This window comes from Frankia canadensis (assembly GCF_900197875.1).
GTDB classification, from domain to species: Bacteria; Actinomycetota; Actinomycetes; order Frankiales; family Frankiaceae; genus Frankia; species Frankia canadensis.
The window spans coordinates 1-18747 of the sequence record NZ_FZMO01000001.1; the positions used below are offsets into that span (position 1 = coordinate 1).

Annotated in this window: 13 protein-coding genes and 1 pseudogene; 7 read left to right on the top strand and 7 right to left on the bottom strand. The window is 67.5% G+C overall.

All coding sequences use genetic code 11. The features are described from left to right. The 6 genes and pseudogenes from C1A33_RS00005 to C1A33_RS00025 all read left to right on the top strand — a co-directional run. Positions 1 to 185, top strand: a pseudogene (locus C1A33_RS00005) (ISAs1 family transposase); the annotation flags it as partial. A gap of 24 nt (positions 186 to 209) precedes the next feature. Continuing rightward, positions 210 to 356 (top strand): hypothetical protein, encoded by a 147-nt coding sequence (locus tag C1A33_RS34455; RefSeq protein WP_165818148.1) that lies wholly within the window; start codon positions 210 to 212, stop codon positions 354 to 356. A gap of 393 nt (positions 357 to 749) precedes the next feature. Next, complete coding sequence (locus tag C1A33_RS00010; protein WP_165818149.1) at positions 750 to 1961, top strand: ABC transporter substrate-binding protein; 1212 nt, start codon at positions 750 to 752, stop codon at positions 1959 to 1961. 939 nt (positions 1962 to 2900) lie between these two features. Then, entirely contained in the window at positions 2901 to 5375 is a 2475-nt protein-coding gene (locus tag C1A33_RS00015) for a CaiB/BaiF CoA-transferase family protein (RefSeq protein WP_101829459.1), read from the top strand. Next, complete coding sequence (locus C1A33_RS00020) at positions 5369 to 7732, top strand: acetyl-CoA acetyltransferase (protein ID WP_101829460.1); 2364 nt, start codon at positions 5369 to 5371, stop codon at positions 7730 to 7732. The genes C1A33_RS00015 and C1A33_RS00020 overlap by 7 nt, the downstream gene beginning before the upstream one ends. 219 nt (positions 7733 to 7951) lie before the next feature. Further along, a complete protein-coding gene (locus C1A33_RS00025; protein ID WP_101829461.1) occupies positions 7952 to 8800 on the top strand; it encodes an ABC transporter substrate-binding protein in 849 nt (282 codons plus the stop codon). 491 nt (positions 8801 to 9291) lie between these two features. On the opposite strand, the gene C1A33_RS00030 is transcribed toward C1A33_RS00025, so the two are convergent. From C1A33_RS00030 to C1A33_RS00045, 4 genes are all read right to left on the bottom strand, one after another. Further along, on the bottom strand, positions 9292 to 10320 hold the full coding sequence (locus C1A33_RS00030; protein ID WP_101829462.1) for an alcohol dehydrogenase catalytic domain-containing protein: 1029 nt from the start codon (positions 10318 to 10320) through the stop codon (positions 9292 to 9294). 445 nt (positions 10321 to 10765) lie between these two features. Beyond that, on the bottom strand, positions 10766 to 12019 hold the full coding sequence (locus C1A33_RS00035) for an ABC transporter substrate-binding protein (RefSeq protein ID WP_101829463.1): 1254 nt from the start codon (positions 12017 to 12019) through the stop codon (positions 10766 to 10768). A gap of 856 nt (positions 12020 to 12875) precedes the next feature. Then, positions 12876 to 13814, bottom strand: a complete 939-nt coding sequence (locus C1A33_RS00040) for an NADP-dependent oxidoreductase (RefSeq protein ID WP_101829464.1) — start codon at positions 13812 to 13814, stop codon at positions 12876 to 12878. A 281-nt stretch (positions 13815 to 14095) separates the two neighbouring features. Further along, positions 14096 to 15259, bottom strand: a complete 1164-nt coding sequence (locus C1A33_RS00045; RefSeq protein WP_101829465.1) for an acyl-CoA dehydrogenase family protein — start codon at positions 15257 to 15259, stop codon at positions 14096 to 14098. A 272-nt stretch (positions 15260 to 15531) separates the two neighbouring features. On the opposite strand from C1A33_RS00045, the gene C1A33_RS00050 reads away from it, so the two are divergent. After that, positions 15532 to 16299 carry a 3-hydroxyacyl-CoA dehydrogenase gene (locus C1A33_RS00050; RefSeq protein ID WP_101829466.1) on the top strand — a complete coding sequence of 256 codons (768 nt, stop codon included), beginning with the start codon at positions 15532 to 15534 and terminating at the stop codon, positions 16297 to 16299. 211 nt (positions 16300 to 16510) lie between these two features. Here C1A33_RS00050 and C1A33_RS00055 read toward each other — a convergent pair whose 3' ends face one another. The 3 genes from C1A33_RS00055 to C1A33_RS00065 are packed head-to-tail and all read right to left on the bottom strand — an operon-like array spanning position 16511 to position 18743. Next, complete coding sequence (locus tag C1A33_RS00055) at positions 16511 to 17440, bottom strand: SDR family oxidoreductase (protein WP_207770075.1); 930 nt, start codon at positions 17438 to 17440, stop codon at positions 16511 to 16513. A gap of 45 nt (positions 17441 to 17485) precedes the next feature. After that, on the bottom strand, positions 17486 to 18289 hold the full coding sequence (locus C1A33_RS00060) for an SDR family NAD(P)-dependent oxidoreductase (protein ID WP_101829468.1): 804 nt from the start codon (positions 18287 to 18289) through the stop codon (positions 17486 to 17488). Next, positions 18279 to 18743: a VOC family protein gene (locus C1A33_RS00065; RefSeq protein WP_165818151.1), complete on the bottom strand. Its 465-nt coding sequence runs from the start codon at positions 18741 to 18743 to the stop codon at positions 18279 to 18281. The genes C1A33_RS00060 and C1A33_RS00065 overlap by 11 nt, the downstream gene beginning before the upstream one ends. Positions 18744 to 18747 lie beyond the last annotated feature (4 nt).

Genomic DNA, 18747 nt, shown 5'->3' on the forward strand with positions numbered 1-18747 from the left:
TGCTCGACGAGGACCGCCACGCCGTCCGCACCGGCAACGCCGCTCTCGCCTGGGCAATCGCCCGCGACACCGCGATCAGCGCGCTACGCCCGGCGGGCCACCAGAGCATCGCCCAGGCCATGCGAGCCACCGCCCGCAGACCCGAACGCGTCCTCCAGATCATCGACCTGATCAGCACAACCTGACTTTGACGGCGCCCTGATCTGCTCGTGGGACTTCGCGACGTCGAAGAACTGGGAGCACGTGCAGACGCCGGCAACCTCGACGCCCGCTTCAAACTCGCCGATCTGCTCTTCGAGGTCATCATCGCCTCGATCATGATCTGGCTCGCCGAAGATCCACGAGAAACGCCCTAGCTGCCAGGGCTGTCGGGTTGACCCTCCTTGGCGCGCAGCGATGCAACAGGGACTCCGCACCACCATCGGAGGATCAACTAGTCCATCGCAGCATTGCGGATCCTGGATCCCCCATCCTACTCTTACCGACTTGTCGCTATCCTGCATCCTGGATTGTGGGATGGTGAGGTGCGTGGGAGGTGGGCAACCTGGATCCGACCTGCGACATCGCCGGCTTCTGGCCATCGGTGCACCGTCTTCGACGCGACCGATCACGCATTGTCACCTCGGTGAGGTGGGGCGGGAAGGGCCATCACACATGCGAATCCCGCGGAACCGCCGCGGGCCTTTCGTCCGCATGTATTCGGAGGGGCAGCGATGGGCAGAAGCAGACGACAGAAGCGGCCGGGCGCGATGACAGTCACTGGCTTGGCCGTTGTCTTATTAGTGGGAGGCTGTTCTGCTTCGGCGGGGCCTTCCTCCACCGGAGCGTGCGCCTCCCCAGGGTTCAGCCCGACCGAGGTTCGTCTGGGCCTGCTCTACCCCAATACCGGCATTCTGGCGTCGACCGAGTCACCGGTGCGCGCTGGAATAGCTGCCCGCATAGGTCTTGCCAATGACAACGGCGGAATCCACGGCCGCCGCGTGGTGCTCGACTGGCGGGACGACGCCTCGTCGCCAGGCGGAAATTCGGCGGCCGCCCACGACTTGGTCGAGCGCGGAGGAGTCTTCGGTCTCATCGAGGAGACCGCCGTCGCGGCCGGGTCGGCGCAGTATCTCGACGAGAATGATGTTCCTGTGATCGGTTCCGCGGTGGAACCTGCATGGGCGCTGCACAAAAATATGTTCGCGATAGCGTTCCCGTACGTTGGCGAGGCCACCACGACCTTTGGCCTGTACGCCCGCAAGTCCGGCGGCACCAAGGCCTTTATGCTCAGCGCCCCGCTTTCACAGTCATCCAATCAGGTCGTTGGAAAGCTGGTAACCAGCCTCGCCTCCCAGGGCATTCCGGTCGTTGGACGCGCGGATTTCAGCGACGGCATCACGCCTCCCGACGCGGTCGCCGCTAAATTCGCGGCCTCGGGTGCCAACGTTCTTACTGGTGCCGTCTCCGGTCCCGCGATGGCTTCCGTCGTGGCGGCGCTTCGCTCAGCGCATATCGAGTTCAAAGTGGCCTTCAGTCCGACAGGATATGAGCAGGCTCTCGTGGAACACTACGGCCCTGCCATTGCTGGAATGTCGGTCTCAATATACTATGAGCCATTCGAGGAGCAGACCCCCGAGATGCGGAAGTACCAGGAGGCAATGCATCGCTACGCGCCCGAGCTAGCAAAGGTCACCCAGCCCTTCGCGCTAGACGGCTACATCGCGGCCGACCTCTTCATCCACGGGCTCGAACGCGCCGGCGACTGTCCCACGCGTCAAGAATTCATGGACACGCTCCGGTCAATCAGGTACGACGCGGGTGGCTTGCTCCCGTCGCCACTGAACCTGAATGAGCCGCTCGGGGATCGCAGAATGTGCTACTTCTTCGTGCGCGTCGATGCGGCCGGAACTGGTTTCGAGACAGTACCCAGCGACGCCGAGACCACCAAGTGGTGCGGAGATCGTGTCGCCGGTCAGTGATCTTTTGTGCTCGTGGTCTGCAGGCCTCATGGTCTGCGGGGGCGGTGCATTGGATTGGACCGACGAGGGCATCGCCGGCATGCGTGTAGGCGTGAATCCGAGGTGTAATCGCCCATCGTGAGCCGACCTGGCGCCTGACCGCGGCGGCGGCCGGACTGCGCGCCGCCGTCGCGGTCAGGCGGGCCGATGCCCTGTTCGAGGATGCCGCCGCCCGCGCCCGCAGCCTGCCAGCACAGGTGACGGGCTCCGGCCAGGTCTTCGTCCAGAGTATCGACCGTCGGCGCCATGATCTCGCGCGCCCGTAGCCGAGCCGGCCGAACTCACGGTCCTAGATGTAGATCGGTTCGGTCGGATTACTGGACGGTGGCGCACAGGCACGAGGCCCCACCCCGCGGTGCGGCGTCGAGGACAAGGAATGCGTGGTGTACACATCCATCGGCGTTGGCGCGATGACGACGAGGACTGACGGTAGCTCGGAAGGGGCGGTATCGGGGGAGGATGCCCGAGCGGCAGCCGAGTGGGTGCCGCGGTCCGAGATGCAGCCAACGCCGCGACGGCTCACGGAAGTGATCGTCTTCGTCGTGTGGCGCCCGCTCCCGGACCATGAGCACTTGACCTGCCTCCGGCGCCGGCATAACCTCTCTGCATCCTGAGTCCAGGATGCGAGATTTGCGGAGATGTACATGACCGGAGCGCGGCGCGCTCGCGGCCTGTACCTGACGGCTTCTTCCACATGCCGGATCCCTCGGTGGCGTGCCCGTACCGCGAGGCCGTGGATGACAGCGACGTCATCGAGAAGACGGAGATCGTCGAGCGTCACCGGAAGCTGGTCGGCAACGAGGGCTGACTCGTTCACCAGGCGGCCGCCGGATGACCTAGGCGGAACCGAGTCTGGTGGGAACGCAGCGACCGGGTGGTCGGGTGCTGAGAGGACGTGGGATGTTCGAGGCAGGGCCCTTGCTCCCCGCTGGCCTGCCGCTCGCGGGAGTGCGAGTGCTGGACTGGACGGACGGACGGTGCGAGGCGACCGGCCGCTACCTGGGCGAGCTGGGCGCGCAGGTCGTTCGGGTCGAGCCGCCAGGAGGGGTACCAGCTCGCCGCCTGGATCCTCTCACTGGCGCTGGCCTGGATTTTGCCATCCGATCGATCAACAAACGGTCGGTCGTGCTCGACCCGCATTCGGCCATAGGCAGGTCGCGACTACGCGGACTGCTCGCCGAGGCGGACATCGTGCTCGATTCCTCGTCGCCTGGCGAACACGCCACGCAGGAGTTCGCACCGGACGCCCTCCTCGCCGCCAACCCGACACTCGTCGTAGTCCTTATCAGTGATTTCGGCTCGACGGGACCGTATCGGGATTGGACGGCGACGCCCGACGTGCTGATGGCCGTCGGTGGACTGTTGTCGAGATCGGGGTTGCCTGGCCTTCCACCGCTGCTGCCGCCCGAGTTTCTCGCTGACGAGTGCGCCGCGGCGCAGGCTGCGTGGGCGGCTCTGATGGCACACGCGAACCGGTTGGACACGGGTCGGGGCGACATCGTGGATTTCTCCAGACTGGAGGCCGTCGCCCAGACCATCGATCCCGGATATGGGATCGCGGGCAGTGCACGGGCCGGGACGAGTATCGAGGACCTGCCGAGAGAGCGGCCGGACGCCCGTCACCTATACCCGATCTTCCGCTGTGCCGACGGCCTCGTACGGATCTGCGTGCTGAGCCCCCGGCAATGGCGAGGGATGTTGCGTTGGCTGGGCGGGCCAGAACGCTTCGCAGATCCGAGATACGCCGATCTCGGCGCCCGATTCGCCGCCGCCGGCGAGCTCTACCCACTCATCTCGGCGCTGTTCGCCGATCGAACACGTGACCAGATCATTGCGGAGTCGGTCGAGTTCGGCGTGCCTGCGGCGGCATTGCTCCAGACGGCGGAGGTCGTGGCCAGCGGCCACGCTCAGGCACGTGGTGCGTTCAGGTCCATCGAGCTCTCGCCAGGCGTGACGGTTCCCGTCCCCGATGGGCTTGTCGAGATCAATGGGCAGCGCGCCGGCTACCGATCCGGGCCACCGGCGCTGGGCGAGTGCGATCCTGACGAACTCGTCGAGATCTGGCGGCGCGAGGCGGATTCGGCCAGCGATGCTCCGTACGACCCGGCGCCGCGCCGCGGGACGGCGATTCCGGCCGTGGCGGCGCATGAACCGGCGCCACGTCACCCGTTTCGAGGGCTGCGGGTACTGGATCTGGGTGTCATCGTGGTCGGCGCTGAGATCGGCAGACTGTTCGCCGACCACGGAGCCGAGGTGATCAAGATAGAGAACAGGGCGTTTCCCGACGGCGGTCGCCAAGGTGACGCCAGCGGCCAGGTCAGTGAGAGTTTCGCCCGGGGCCACCGTAACAAGAAAAGCCTGGGACTCAATCTACGGCACCCACACGGACGTGACCTCTTTCTGCGCCTCGTGGTGGACGCGGACGTGGTGGTGTCGAACTTCAAGCCTGGGACGATGGAATCGCTCGGACTGGGCTACGATGACCTCTTCGCCGTGAATCCGAAGATCATCTTTGTGGAGAGCAGCGCTTTCGGGGCGACCGGCCCATGGAGCCGACGCCTTGGCTATGGGCCGCTTGTGCGGGCGACCGCCGGCCTGAGCAACCTGTGGTGCTATCCGGATGCCGGAAACGGAATCTGCGATGCGATCACTGTTTATCCTGATCATGTCGTGGCGCGGGTCGGCGCGACGGCCGCACTGGCCATGTTGATCAACCGCCGTCGTACGGGGCGTGGCGGCACGGCCAGCGTGGCCCAGATCGAGACGATCTGCTGGCACATGGCTGGCAGCTTCGCGAAGGAGCATCTGCGGCCGGGCTCGGTACGACCGGAGGGCAACGACCGGCGCGGTGACGCACCGCGCGGTCTGTTCGCCTGCGCCGGCGACGACGAGTGGTGTGTCATCGACGTCCGCGGGGACGAGACTTTCCAACGCCTGGCCACGACAATCGGCCATCCCGAATGGCTGGGCGACTCGCGGTTCATCACGGCCCAGCTGCGGGATGCCCACCGCGACATGCTGCGGGCGGCTGTGGAGAAGTGGACCGCGGCGCGGTCACCGGCCGAGGTCGCCCACGTGCTCCAGGCGCACGGTGTTCCCGCCGGGCAGATGCACCGTATCCATGACCTGGCGAGTGATCCGCAGTTTGTGGAGCGGCGGTTCCTCGTACGCCAGGAGCAGCCGCAGTTCGCCGCCCCCTTGCTCACCCAGAATGGTGAGGCCCGATTTCGCGAGGTCGCGGATCCAGTGGTCGGCCCCGCGCCGCTCGTCGCGGAGCACACTCGGGAGCTGGCCGCGAAACTGCTGGGCCTTTCCGACATCGAAATCGATGATCTTATCGAGGATGGGGTTCTTGAGGTGACGCCCACATGGTGAACCTTGACGACCTCGATCCCGCAACGCCGGTTCTGGTGGGCGCCGGCCAGTACGCCGAACGCCTGGACGAACCCGGCTACGCCCGCATGTCGCCAGTCGACCTGGCGGCGGCGGCCGCGCGCCGCGCTCTTGAGGACGCGGGCATCGATCCAACGGTGATCGATACGGTGGCCGGGGTGCGTCAGTTCGAGATATCCGCGCCGGACGCGCGGGCGCCGCTGGGCCGCTCGGACAACTATCCGCGGGCGGTGGCCCGGCGGATCGGCGCCGACCCGCGACGCGCTGTGCTTGAGGTGTCCGGCGGACAGGGACCGCAGCACCTGGTCAACGAGTTCTCCGCGGTCGTCGCGTCCGGTGGGGCCGAGGTGGTCCTGCTGCTCGGCTCGGAGGCGATCTCGACGGCGCGCGCGCTGGCCCTGACCGAGGATCGGCCAGACTTCACCGAGCACGTCGGCGGAGATCTTGAGGACCGCGGCTACGGCCTACAAGGCCTGGTGACGCGGTATTTCCAGCAGCACCAGCTGACTGGCGCTCCGCGGCAGTACGCGTTGTTCGAGAACGCCCGCCGGGCGAGGCTGAAGCTGAGCCGAACGGCCTACGCCAGAGCCATGGGACGGCTGTTCGAGCCCTTCACCCGGGTCGCCGCGACGAATCGGTTCGCGGCCGCTCCAGTCGAGCGAAACCCGGCGGAGCTCGTGACACCCACCGTGCGCAACCGGATTATCGCTGATCCGTACACGCGGTTCCTGATCGCGCGCGACCAGGTCAACCAGGGCGCCGCGGTGCTGCTCACATCGGTCGCCGCCGCGCGGCGGCTGGACGTGCCGGAGCAGAAGTGGGTCTTTCTGCACGGCCACGCCGACCTGCGGGAGCGCGACCTGCTCGATCGTGCTGACCTGACGACCAGCCCAGCGGCGGTGATGGCCGTCCAACACGCGCTCGACGTCGCCGGCCTGACTCTGGAGCAGATCTCCACGTTCGACCTGTACAGCTGCTTTCCAATCGCGGTGTTCAACATCTGCGACGGGCTTGGGCTTAGCCCGGATGACCCGCGCGGTCTGACCCTGACAGGTGGACTTCCGTTTTTCGGCGGAGCGGGCAACAACTACTCGATGCATGCCATCGCCGAGACCGTCCGGGCGATGCGGGCCTCGCCCGGAACCTACGGTCTGGTCGGCGCCAACGGCGGTGCGCTGAGCAAATATTCGGTCGGGATCTACTCCACCGCGCCCACCCCGTGGCGGCTCGATGACAGCGGGCGGCTGCAGGCCGAGATCGACGCGTGGGACCCGGCTCCCGTCGCCTACCATGCCGACGGCTGGGCCACGATCGAGACGTTCACTGTCGGCCACGACCGCGCGGACGCGCCGGTTGGCATTGTCGTTGGCCGCCTCGAGCGGGACGGTCGACGGTTTCTGGCGACCGCCGTGGCGGGCGACGAGGAGATGCTCGCGCTGCTCGGCGACGAGCAGCCCATCGGCGAGCGGATCTTCGCGCGAGCCTTCGGTAACGGCAACCGCGTCGCGACGAGCCCGGCGGCGATGGACCGCCTCGTTCCGCGGCGGGCGCCGGTGTTGCGTGACGACTTCGAGCACGTGCTCGTCCACCGCGACGGGCACGTGCTCGAAATCACGATCAACCGGCCACAGGTGCGCAACGCGTTACATCCGCCCGCAAGCCGCGAACTCGATGAGGTGTTCGACGCCTACTTCGCCGACGCCGACCTGTGGGTTGCGATCTTGACGGGAGCTGGCGATCAAGCCTTCAGTGCGGGCAACGACCTGGTCTGGTCCGCCCGAGGCGAAGCTGTCAGCCTTCCTCGGAGCGGGTTCGCCGGTCTGACCAGCCGTCGCGACATGACGAAACCCGTGATCGCCGCTGTCAACGGATACGCGATGGGCGGCGGTTGCGAGATCGCGCTGGCCTGCCACCTCGTCGTCGCTGACGAGACGGCGACCTTCGCGCTCAGCGAGGCGCGAGTCGGTCTCATCGCCGGCGCGGGCGGCCTGGTACGGCTACCGCGCACTATCCCGATCAAGATCGCCACCGAGATGATCACTACCGGTCGACGTATGCCAGCAGCCGAGGCACTGTCCCACGGCCTGGTCAACCGGGTCGTGCCGGCCGGCACGGCACTGCAGGGCGCGCGCACGCTGGCCGCGGATATTCTCGCCAGCTCGCCGACGTCGGTTCACGCCTCGCTGCAGGTGATGAACGAGACCGCCGGCATCGCCGACCCCCACGACGCTGTCCAGCATGTCTCTCGGGCCCGCGACGCGGTCCTGCTCAGCGACGACATGCGAGAGGGACTCGCCGCGTTCGCACAGAAGCGCTCGCCACGGTGGCGCAACCGATGACCTGGGCAGCCCTGCCACGCCAGTGGTGCAAGCGGTCTTCGACGTGCCGCTCACGCGCTGCCACCCCGCGGACCAGGGCGGCCACCACACACGCGAATCTCGCGCAACCGTCGCGAGTCATTCGCTGGCAGGTACTGGGAGGGACACCGATGGGTGGAAGCAAGCAACGGAGACGGCCGGCAGCGATGACAGGCACTGGCTTGACCCTTGTCTTAGTACCTGGATGAGAATAGCGTTCCGGTGATCGGCTCCGCGGTCGAACCTGCCTGGGCGCTGCATCGGAACATGGTCGCCGTGGCGTTCCCATATGTCGGCGAGGCTACTACGACCTTTGGCTTGTATGCCCGGAGGTCCGGCGGCACGAAGGCTTTCGTGCTCACTGCCCCACTGTCGCGGTCCTCCACCGAGGTTGCTGGAAATCTGGTCACCAGTCTCGCCTCCCAGGACATCACAGTCGTGGGACGCGCGGAGTTCAGCGACGGTGTCACGCCTCCCAGCGCGGTGGCCGCCGACTTCGCGGCCTCCGGTGCCAATGTGCTCATCGGCGCCGTGTCGGGTTCCGCGATGGCGTCGGTGGTCGCGGCGCTCCGCTCGGCGAACATCGGATTCAAGGCCGCCTTCAGCCCGACGGGATATGACCGCGCCCTCGTCGAGAGCTATGGTCCCGCCATCGCGGGAATGTCTGTCTCCATCTACTACGAACCATTCGAGGAGAAGACTCCCGAGATGGGGGAGTATCAGGAGGCCATGCATCACTACGCTCCCGAGCTCGGAAACGCCGCGCAGGTTTTCGCGATGGACGGCTACATCGCCGCGGACCTATTCCTCCACGGGCTCGAAGCCGCCGGATCCTGCCCGACGCGTCAAGAATTCATCGATGCCCTGCGGTCGACCAAATATGACGCGGACGGCCTGCTTCCATCGCCGGTGAATCTGAACGAACCACTCGGGGGCCGCCCCAACTGCTACTTCTTCGTGCGCGTCAACGCCGCCGGGACCGGTTTCGAGACAGTACCCAGTGACGCCGGCACCAATGAATGGTGCGGAGACCGCGTCGCCGGTCAATGATCTGCTGGGCCCGCGGCCAGGATTATGACGTTCGTCTGGCCGCGGTGGCGGCCGGCCTGTCCGGGCCGCGGCCGCGATCCGGCGGACCGCGGCCGCGGCCACGCCGTACGCACCCGACTCCTGTCACCGCCCGCTCGCGAGCGATGGATGTCGCCGGCGTGCTTCTGCGCCCTCGGTGATGCTGGGCACGCGAGGAAGCCAAAGCCCCCGCCGGACTCGGGATTCCGGGTAGCCCTTGAGGAGGTGGCGGGACATGATGCGCGCCGGATCTGGTTGGTGCCTTCGATGAGTGCGTAGGGCGCGTGCTCAGCTGGCGTCGGCTGCGGTCGCAGGGCGGCCGAGACTGCGGCCACGGTGTCGCGGGCCACGGCGGTCGTGCCCGCTGGCGGTGCGAAGGATGCCTCCCACCGGGTCTCACGACCGTCGGTCGCCCTTGTCGAATGCCCGAGGCCGCCGGTGTGTCCAACCCCATGAGGAGAGTCCGAGTCCGTTCATGCGATCGTGATCACGGCGCGGCCGAGCACGGTGCCCGCCTCCAGCGCGGCCAGCGCCTCGTCCACTTTCTCCAGCGGATAGGGCACCGTCTCGGCTCGCAGCCTACCGGCGCGGGCCAGGTCCAGCACGTGGCGCAGGTCATTGCGGCTGCCTGCCGAGACCCGCCGCAGCGTGACCTCGGGGCTCACCCGGGTCGCCAGCTGCGCCTCGAAGGGCACGGAGCCGCCGCCGAGGCCGGCGACGACGATGGCGCTGCCGCGGTTGGTCAGGTCTGCGGCGAGCTCGATGGTCCCGTCGGTGCCGACAAAGTCGAGGACGGCGTCCACCTCACGGCCGCCGACGAGTTCGGTGACCCGGGCGGCCGTGTCGTGGCCTGCCAGCACGGTGTCGGTGGCCCCCAGCCGCCGCGCCAACTCCAGCCTGGCCGGGTCCACGTCCACCGCGATGAGCCGTGCGTCAGCCTTGGCGGCGGCGAGAATCTGGACCGCGAGATGGCCGAGCCCGCCGATTCCGATGACGAGACCGACATCCCAGGATCTCGGCAGTCCGAGAGCCGAGGCGACCGCATGGTAGGCGGTCATTCCCGCGTCGGTCATCGGCGCCGCGAGAACCGGGTCGATCCCGTCGGCGGCGACCAGGTTGCCGGCGGGGACCGCCATATAGTCGGCGAGGCCGCCGTCCAGGTGCGTGCCGATACCCCGGTAGCCGGTGCGGCACAAGTTGTCCTCGCCGCGCGCGCAGGCGGAGCAGCGGCCGCAGCCCACCAGCACGTAGACCGCGGCGCTCGTGCCCGGCCGCCAGTCGGTGACGTCTGCGGCGGCCTTCTCGACGACGCCGACCACCTCGTGGCCCAGGGTGACCGGCAGGGTCTGGCGAAGGACGGGGGGAGCCTGCCGGTGGAAGACGTCGCTGTGGCACAGGCCGACCGCCTGCACGCGCAGCAGCACCTCGCCTGAGCCAAGAGTGGGTAACGGGCAGTCGACGAGTTCGGACCGTCCGGGCGAAGTGACTCGGTAGGCACGCATGGAAGCTCCCCTGGCGATGGCGAGACTGGTCTGAAACCTGGCTGGTCGGCGGGGGAACGGGAGGCTGATGGCATCTGGAATCCGCGCCGTACCCGATAGGGGTATCCTTGACCGCCACCTCTGGACAGCGGAACTGCCGCTCTGCTGGACCTCGATGACCACCGACCCGAGAGCCAGCCGCGACCTGACGGATGAGAGCCCCGGCCTGGCGTGCAGACCCTCAACTGGGCTGACGACGGATTCGTTCTGGGCGAGGTAGCCGACGGTGACTGGCCGCTCCTCGTCGTGAGACGCCCCGCGCCGGGCGCGCTGCACCACCGCCCCGCACGGTTCTGGTCATATGGGCAACCTCCGGGTCGTGTGCCTTGGATCAGCACAGCGACTCGGAGGTTCCCGTGTCACCAGTGATTTGCGGGCGCGCGCCCGTAACGGCCGATCCCGGGGCTCAGGAGGCGCCTCCGATGGCCTGCATGACACTGAGAACATTCTTCACAGGCTGCGGATAGGCGATGAAGTGCGCGCCGTCGAAGGATGCCGTGACCACATCCGTGGAGAACATCCGGGTGATACCCTTGATCGCCAAAGGCTTCGAGAAGTTGACCGGCTTCGGGTAGCCGGTCAGGGTCACGGCCGCCTTGTTGAGAGCCGCGGTGAGCGACGCTCCATCCACCTTGTCCAGGCCTCCGGCGACCTGGGCGATGGCCTGTACACCGGTGTAGGCGTTGAGCGACCAGGTGGAGACGACGCCTGACGCATTGAACGCGTGCAGGTCGGCGACGAAGGGCTTCAGCTGGTCGGAGGTGGCCGGATAGACCGTGTCACCCTTCACGAGGTTCTTGCTCGCCGGACCGAGCTTGGCAGCCGCCGGGTCGTCCAGTCCGCTCAGTCCGATGAGCATCGAGTCGTCCGCTGCATACGCGGCCTTGATGAAGCTCAGCTTCACGGCCGGCGGGATGACCGTGACGACACACTTGGCTCCGGCCTTGACCAGGGCCGCCGTTTGGGGCGAGACATCGGCGGCGGTCGGAGGAATCGTCGTCGTGTAGACGACGTCAACGTTCCGCTGCTTGAACGCCGCCTTCACTGCCTCGCCGGTGGCGTTCGAGGTGGAGTCCACGCCGGTGATGACGCCCGCCTTGGTACACTTCTGGTCGGCCAGCTCGATCGCGACCCCGACCAGGTTGCCCGTGCTGCCCGCGCCGAACGGGAACGCGGCCGGGCTGTTCCACTCGGTGTCGGTACCTGGGATGAGCCCGACGAACGGGATCTTCGCGGCCTGGAGGGCCGGAAGGATCTTCGAGCCGTACGGCGTGTACCCGGTGACGACACCCGAAACCTTCTGGCTCACCGCCTTCTGGGCGCACGCGGCCGCGGCATTTGGGTCGAATTGGTCGTTACACGACTCAATCTCGATCTGACGCCCGTCCACACCGCCAGCGGCATTGATCTTGGCGGCGGCGGCCTTCGCGCCGTCGACAGCCTCGGGGAAGCCGAAAGCCGGGGACTGGAGGGTGCTGATCACCATTACCTTGATCGGCGACTTGCCGCCGTTCGTCGACGAGTCGTTCGAGGAACACCCGGCGGCTGCCGTCGCCATGGCGACCGAGGTGACCGCGGCCGCGGCGACCAGCGAGCGCCGGTACGGCTTTCGGTCTAAATGGCCATTGTCGGCGCCGCGTGTCAAAACGTTTCTGATCATAGAGCCTCCCGCTGACGTTCGGTACTGGGTTGCGAGGCGCAGACGGCCCAAGAGCCCGGCTACGCCGCCGCTGCCGGGTTCCGCACGGTAGCATTACTAGCATCCTGAGTCCAGGATGCTAGTCGCAGGTAGCCTTTGCCTGGTGTTGCCCGGGTGTCGGGGAGATCGCATGTCCCGGGGATGGCTCACAGTCGCAACCGACTCCATCTTGTATCCAGGATCCTGGACTCACCCGCGTCGTCTCTGGCGGTGGGAGCCGGCGACGGCTCCAACAGCCCCAGAGGCATACCTCGCAAGGAGCACCTTCACCGAGTTCGCGGTTCTTGGCCCGGCACTCGCGGCGCGATACGCGCTGGTGGCGCTCGGCGTCATCACGTGTGGGGTGCCAGGTTCGGCGAGGGCAGGGTCATCATCTTCGGGGTCGTGCTCGCGCTCGTCTTCAGATTACGCCGGCGGTCGGCTCGGACGCGCGGCCTTCGGCCCAGCAAAGATGGTCGCGCAGCCCGTCGTGGACGCGGGTGACAATGCCTTGGTTTTCCACCGGTCGAAGAATCGGTAGACGTTCTTCCAGCGCGAGAAGTCCGCCGGCAGCGCCCGTCAGATGACCCCGTTGTCGGCCACGTACGGGATCGTTTCCACGATATCGCGCCGATCGTGCCTCTAGGCGGGCCGTGTTCGGCGCCGGCAGCAGCGGCGCGACGTACATTCACTCCGCAGTCGATATGTCGGAGGGATAGCGGCGAGATCGTCCCGAGTTCCTTCCGCGATCAGCCCGTCTCGCGGTTCACGTCACCACGCCACGAAGGTCCGGGATAGGCCGCGAGCGGCCCATAAGATCAAGATTCAGGACAGGCTCTCAGAAGGTGAGGACGAATCGTCCTCGAGTGCCGCCCTGCTGCAGTCTTTCGTGGACTTCCGACGCCTTCTCGGCCGGGCAGCTTGCTGCGACCCGGAGTGTGATGGCACCCGATTCGACGAGAACGCGGAGACCGTCCAGCCGAGCGCGGTCCTCGGCGACGTCATACACGCTCACCGGTGTCCACCGGATTCCGCGTTCGGTGACACCGGCGGGGCCCCGCACTGACGCAATCGCTCCGCCGTCAGCAACGGCGGCAAGCACGGCCTCTTTTTGCACGGACCCGTCGGCCAGGGCAGCAACGCCGTCCGGGGCGACCTGCCGAATGTGCTCTGCCACCTTCGCGCCGCGTGAAACGACCATGTGCGCACCGAGGTCGGCGACCAACTGCCGGTCCGTCTCAGAGGCATCGGCCACGACCTGGTGTCCGGCGTTCACAGCGAGCTGGATGAAGTAGCCGCCGAACGCGCCCGCCGCCCCGGTGACGGCCACGGTTGCACCAGGCGGCGGATCGAGCAGGTCGAGCGCCCGCCGCGCGGTCAATCCGTTCATGGGCAGAGTGGCCGCGTGCACGAGATCGGTTCCGGCCGGGGCAGGCGCGACGGAACCCTTCGGGACCACGACGTACTCCGAGTAGGCGCCGTAGGAGCCGAGGGGCAACACGATCGCCATCGCGGGCGAGCCGAGTGTCAGCAGCTCGTCCGTACGGTCACCGATCTCGTCGACGATCCCTGCCACCTCCATACCAGGTACGTACGGAGGGGGTATTGACCCGATACGGTCGGCGCGCGCGCCGCTGCGGATCAAGGTGTCGGCGGGATTGACGGTCGCCGCGTGGACGCGCAACCGGATCTGCCCCGGGCCGGCATGTGGTTCGGGCAGTTCGACGATTTCGAGGACCTCGGGTCCACCCCAGGTATTCACCCCGACCGCGCGCATGATCGATATCCTAATAGGTCCGCGGAGGAAGGGCCCCGACGCTGGGTGACTCCGGCGATACTCATCGGGCATTTTGCGGAGCGTTGTTCGTCAGCGACAGATGTCGTCTGCCTCTGCCTACGGAAACGGAGCGGCCGACCGGGCGCAAGGCGGTTCCTGGTCCATGTGCTACCGGCCGACCAGAGCCACCGAGGACCCCGACCCCAATATGGTCTGCGACCGACGTCACCGACCCGTCGGAGTTTCGATCCCGCGACCCGCCAGCGGAGGACCGACGGCGGTCAGCCCTTGAGGAGGTGGCGGGACATGACGACGCGCTGGATCTGGTTCGTGCCTTCGTAGATCTGGGTGATCTTGGCGTCGCGCATCATGCGCTCGACGGGGAAGTCGCGGGTGTAGCCGGCGCCGCCGAACAGCTGCACGGCGTCCGTCGTCACCGACATGGCGGTGTCGGAGGCGAAGCACTTCGCGGCGGCGGTGATGAAGCCGAGATTCGGCTCGCCGCGTTCGGCGCGGGCGGCGGCGACGTAGACCATGTGCCGGGCGGCCTCGATGCGCATCGCCATGTCGGCGAGCATGAACTGGACAGCCTGGTTGTCGGCGATCGGCCGGCCGAACTGCTTGCGGTCCTTGGTGTAGGCGATGGAGGCGTCCAGCGCCCCCTGGGCGATGCCGACCGCCTGCGCGCCGATCGTCGGCCGGGTGTGGTCCAGGGTGGCCAGCGCAGTGCGCAGGCCGGTACCGGGGGCGCCGATGATCCGGTCCGCGGGGATGCGACAGTCCACGAAGTGGATCTCACGGGTCGGGGAGCCCTTGATGCCGAGCTTGCGTTCCTTGGAACCGACCTCGAAGCCCGGGTCGTCCTTGTGGACGACGAACGCGGAGATCCCGTCGACCTTCCGCGTCGCCTCCGGGTCGGTCACCGCCATCACGGTGTACCAGGTGGCGACGCCGGCATTGGTGATCCAGCACTTGGTCCCGTTGAGGACCCAGTCCGAGCCGTCACGGGTGGCGCGCGCCCGCATGGAGGCCGTGTCCGAGCCGGCGTCCCGCTCGGACAGGGCGTAGGAGACCACCGCCTCCCCGGCCGCCACCGACGGCAGCACCAGCTTCTTCAGCTCCTCCGAGCCGGACAGCAGGATCGGCATCGTCCCGAGCTTGTTCACCGCCGGGATCAGCGAGCTCGACGCGCAGCCGCGGGCGACCTCCTCGATCACGATGCACGTCGCGACCGCGTCCGCGCCCTCCCCGCCGTACTCGGCCGGGACGTGCACCGCCGAGAACCCGGCCCGGTTCAGCGCGTCCAACGCCTCCTGCGGGAAGCGCTCGTGCTCGTCGACGTCCGCCGCGTGCGGGACGATCTCGGACTCGACCAGGTCACGCACCGCCTCGCGCAACGCGACATGCTCGTCCGGCAGCCGGTACAGATCGAAATCGGAGTCCACGTTCAGCTCGTTTCTGAGGCCAGGAGCGGAGTATCGCCGCCGCGTTCGAGTGGGGCTGCGCGTCGCGTTGATCAGGATGCGGAGCGGGCGTGACGCATCGGGCATGGTGCTCGTGCCGTGTCCCACCCTAGTCCTAAAATAGTATCCTGGATTCTGGACGACGAGGTTGCGTAGTCGGCGTGATGGTGGGCGTGGCCAGGCGGCTCCGCCAGGACAGCCTCCGTCGGTCGCGCTCATGACTGCTCGGATTGACAAAGGAGAATGTATCCTCTATGGAAGTCGACGGCAAGTCCGCCATCGTCACCGGCGGTGCGTCAGGCCTCGGCCAGGCGACCGTCAGACGGCTGCACAGCCAGGGCGCGTACGTCGTCATTGTCGACCTGCCAACTAGTGACGGGAAGGCGATCGCGGACGAGCTCGGCCAAGGAGCAAGTTTTGTCCCCGCTGACGTGAGCAACGAGGAGCAGGTGAGGGCCGTCGTTGACGCCGCGGTGTCGCACGGTCCGTTCGCGATCGCGGTCAACTGCGCCGGCATCAGCAACGCGATCCGCGTCGTCGGCAAGGACGGCAACCCGTATCCTCTCGACACGTTCAAGAAAGTCGTCGAGGTGAACTTGGTCGGTACCTTCAACGTGATCCGGTTGGCGGCGGCTGCGATGATCGCTCAGACGGGGGTCGAGGCGGAGGAGCGCGGCGTTATCGTCAATACCGCCTCCGTCGCCGCCTTCGAGGGCCAGATCGGCCAAGTCGCTTACTCGGCCTCCAAGGGCGGTGTCGTTGGCATGACGCTGCCGATCGCCCGCGACCTGGCGCAGCACCGGATCAGGGTTGTCACCATCGCGCCGGGACTGTTCCTGACTCCAATGTTCAGGACCTTGCCCGAGCAGGCAATCCAGTCGCTGGGCGCGCAGGTGCCGCATCCAAGCCGGCTCGGCGATCCGGCCGAGTACGCCAACCTCGTCGCGCACATCGTCGACAACGTAATGATCAATGGTGAGGTCATCAGGCTTGACGGCGCCATCCGGATGGGGCCGCGCTGATCGCGGTCGCCGAGTCTGGGCCTTGATCCGCCTCCGGTCGGGGCCCAGACTCGCACCGACGATCATCCATCGAAATGATCTCTGGTGCCCCGGGCCTGCGTGCTCCGTAAGTTGTTAGGCGGCCCGGCGGCCCGGCGGCCCGGCGGCCCGGCGGACGAAGCGCGGCGAACCTGTCGACCCCGGGAAGGATCGGGTATGCGGAGCACTCGATCTACCAGGGCGTCTGCCCGCCGTCGATCGTCAGCATCGATCCACTGATGAAGCCCGCGTTCCCCGAGCACAGGAAGACCACGGTGTCGGCGACCTCCTCCGGCGTGCCCAGTCGGCCGAGTGGCACGTCCTCTTCGAGGTGCTTCTGCAGGCTCGGGTTCTCGACGAACGACCGCGCGACCATCTCCGTACTGATCGGGCCGGGCAGCACCGCGTTCACACGGATCCCATCCCGGCCGTACTCCTTGGCCGCCGAGCGGACGAGTTGGTTTATCCCCGCCTTCGTCGCGGCGTAGCCCGCGGTCAGGGGGAACGCCAGGAGCGAGGTGGCGGAAGAGGTGACGACGATCGCGCCGCCCTCACCGCGCTCGAGCATGTGCTGGATCTCGTACTTCAGGCACAGCCACGTGCCAGTCAGGTTGACCGCCACCGTGCGGTCCCACCGATTCCGATCGATCTCGGCCAGCTTCGCCTGTCCGTGGCCCAGGCCAGCGTTGTTGTGGGCACAGTCGAGTCGACCGAAACGTTCGACGGTCACCGCCACCGCGGACCGGACGTCATCCTCGTCGGCGATGTCGCACCGCACGAAGATCGCCTCGCCGCCGGCGGCCTCCACCAGCCTCACCGTCTCCGCGCCCCCGTCGGCGTCGACGTCGGCCACGGTGACCATCGCGCCTTCTCGGGCGAAAGCCATGGCCGAGGCCCGCCCAATTCCGGACGCGGCTCCTGTGACGAGTGCGACCTTGCCTGCCACCAGCCCCGACATGTCATGCCTCCGTGCTCTCAGGTCGGATGTATCAATCTGGATTCGAAGATCTAATTTCCGGTCGTGCAGACAGGGCTGCCACCTGGGCGCCAGGCCGCCACGCTCGACGTGCGGGCCACCGAACAGCCGGTGCCGGCTGGGGCGGGGGCGGTGGGTTCGGCTCATGGCGAGCCGGCTGCCTGGAGCACGGGAGGATCGCGAACAGTGAGATCAGCCGAGGAGCCAGCCGCCGTCGACCAGAAGGGTCTGACCGGTGATGAAGGCGGCTGCCGGCGAGGCGAGAAAGACGACGACGAGCGCGACGTCGTCAGGTACGCCCAGCCGGCCCAGGGCCGACCGGCCGCGGATCTCGTCGCGTAGTCGCCGTGAGGCTGCGGATGCCTCGCGCGAACGGCCCACGCTGTGCCCGCTCGCGATCGACCCCGGGGCCACCGCGTTGACCACGATGCCGCGTGGGCCCAACTCGCGAGCGAGGTATGCGGTGGCCTGGCCAAGCGCCGCCTTCAACGAGCCGTACGCCGACGACCCGACACGAACGGCACGCACGCCTCCCGCCGACCCGATGTTGACGATCGCGCCCGGAGAATCTGACGCGGCTAGTTCGGCGTAGGCGCGGCTGAGCAGGATCGGCGCACGGAAGTTCACGGCGTAGACCTTGTCGAGCAGGTCCGCGTCGGTCTCGGGCAGAAGCGCGCTCGTGATCAGCGCCGCGTTGTTGACGAGCAGATCGATGGGGCCCGCGGCCGCGACCGCCCGCGCGAACAGCGCCTCGACCTCGTCCGGGACACTGAGATCGGCGGACAGGTAGCGGCACTCAGGTACGAGCGCGGCCAGTTCGTTGGTGCGGTCGAGATGGCGATCGGTCGCCACCACCTCGGCGCCCGCGTCCAGCAGCCGGGTGACGATGGCACGGCCGATTCCTCCCGCGGCACCCGTCACCAGCGCGCGGCGGCCGGTCAGCGAGAACGGTCCCCACCCCGTGGGCGCATCCAGGCGGGGGCGTTCAGCGCCCATGCCGGCGCTCCGCGACGCCAGGCCACGGCTCGGTCAGCTCCAGCAACTCGACCGGCACGCCATCGGGGTCGGCGGTATAGAAGCTCGTCATCTGTGGGTTCAGTACGACGACCTTCGAGGTCAGCCGTACGTTCGGTGCCTTTTCAAGGCGTTCGTACTCGGCTCTGACGTCGTCGACAAAGAAGGAAAGGTGGGGGCTGCCGACACGGTTGTGTGCCACCGTGGCTCTGCCCGCTCCACCGCGCGCGTATTCGATCAGCTGCAGGCGGAAGCCATCCTCGCCGCCAAGGTAGGCGACCCGCACCTCGCTGCCCGGATTCCCGCTGAGGGCGTCGAACTCTGGCGAGGCCCGGACATGCTTCTCCACCACCTCCATGCGCGCGACACAGCGATAGAAATCGATCGACCGGTCGAGGTCGCTGACACAGAGCCCGACGTGAAATAACTCGATCACTGTC